Here is a 1629-nt window from a genome sequence, read left to right as displayed (position 1 = left end):
ATCCTTCATCCTTTCATAACCTAAATATTATATTATATAAGCGAGAGGTAAAAAGCAACCGTAGAAGAGGATAAATCTTTACGATAATGAACAAACAGATTGCCTTTCTTGGACTTGGGTTGATGGGTGCGCCAATGACGGCCAACTTGGCGCGAAGTGGATATCCAGTGAAAGGATGGAATCGCACCCCCAATCATCCCGGTGTTCGCGTAGCTGAATTTGCTGGAGCAACCATAGTATCATCTATCCGGGAGGCAGTGGAAACAGCAGATATTGTTTTTTCCTGTGTGGGGGATGTTCCTGATGTTGAGGAAGTTATTCTGGGGGCTGGAGGAGTCGCTGAGTCTGCTAGACCTGGTACTCTGGTGATTGATACTAGTACAATTAGTCCGGATGCGGCTCGGAATATAGGAGAGGAACTTAAAAAAAGGAACCTGCGCTTTCTGGATGCTCCTCTTTCTGGTGGTGATATTGGGGCGAAGAAGGGTACTTTAACTATTATGGTAGGGGGTGATATTGCTGATTTTGAAGAAAGTAAGCCGCTGTTGGAAGTTATCGGTAAGACAATTCGTCTCTGTGGGGCAGTGGGTAGCGGACAAGCGGTAAAGCTGTGCAATCAGGTACTTGCCTCTCTCCACATGGTGGCGCTATGCGAAGCGATAGCGCTGGCTAAAGGGCAGGAAATCGACCCTAATTTAATTATCGAGGTTTGCGGTACGGGTGCGGCTGGGTCTTGGGCGCTATCAAATCTAGGATCAAAAATTGTTGCTAGCGATCTCCAACCGGGTTTCGCGATTAAGCATATACTTAAGGATTTGAGACTGGTGCAGGATACTCTCAAGTCTGGTGAGGAATTGCCGGGAGTGGAACTAGCTGGTAATTTATTTAAAATGGTAAAAGACCTTGATGGCGGTATGGGAGGTGAATTGGGCACTCAGGCGATGATTCGTGCTTATCTTGAAGGATAGAATTTTGACTTTTAACTTTCCCCAGTAGTCGAATTTCTCTTAAGATCGAGGCATGACTTAGCGAATCTGTGTTAAGTGAGAGAAATGGCAAGGATATTGTGGAGTAAGTCCGTTGAAGAAAGTATTATATATTCTGGCAGAACTTAGCGATCGCGATTTCAGTTGGCTCATCACTGCTGGCAAGCGATTACACATTCCAGTGGGGACGACTCTGATTGAGGAAGGAAAACCGATTAACGCAGTGTACATCATCCTAAATGGAACATTTTCCGTTTCTACTGAAGCAATGGGAGGAGATGAGATTGCGAGAGTATCAAGCGGTGAAATTTTAGGAGAAATATCTTTTGTCGATTCCAGGCCGCCGACAGCTACGGTTAGAGGGTTGGAAAATTCAATAGTTTGGTCTATTTCTCGTAGCCAGTTGTCGGCGAAACTTCTCCAAGATGCAAATTTTGCTTCTCATTTTTATCATGCTATTGCTATGTTTTTAGCTGATAGATTACGGGGTACTGTCAGTCGGCTGGGCTACAATAAAATAGATAAGGACGATCCAAATCCTGACGATGACAAAGATCTAAATCCCGATTTTTTAAGAAGTTTAGAAATAGCACAATATCGACTAGATTGGATGGTGCATCGTCTGAATGATATCGGTTAGGGG

At 44.3% G+C, this 1629-nt stretch carries 2 protein-coding genes; both read left to right on the top strand.

From position 1 onward, the window contains the following. The first annotated feature begins 86 nt into the window (after positions 1-86). Positions 87-968: an NAD(P)-dependent oxidoreductase gene (locus tag NJ959_RS29225; RefSeq protein WP_254015269.1), complete on the top strand. Its 882-nt coding sequence runs from the start codon at positions 87-89 to the stop codon at positions 966-968. A 112-nt stretch (positions 969-1080) separates the two neighbouring features. After that, a complete protein-coding gene (locus NJ959_RS29220) occupies positions 1081-1626 on the top strand; it encodes a cyclic nucleotide-binding domain-containing protein (protein ID WP_254015268.1) in 546 nt (181 codons plus the stop codon). Positions 1627-1629: the final 3 nt, after the last annotated feature.

Source organism: Limnofasciculus baicalensis BBK-W-15, from assembly GCF_024178385.1.
Classification (GTDB): Bacteria; Cyanobacteriota; Cyanobacteriia; order Cyanobacteriales; family Coleofasciculaceae; genus Limnofasciculus; species Limnofasciculus baicalensis.
Note: the sequence above shows the minus strand (reverse complement) of the source record. Positions and strands in the feature narration are given on the sequence as shown.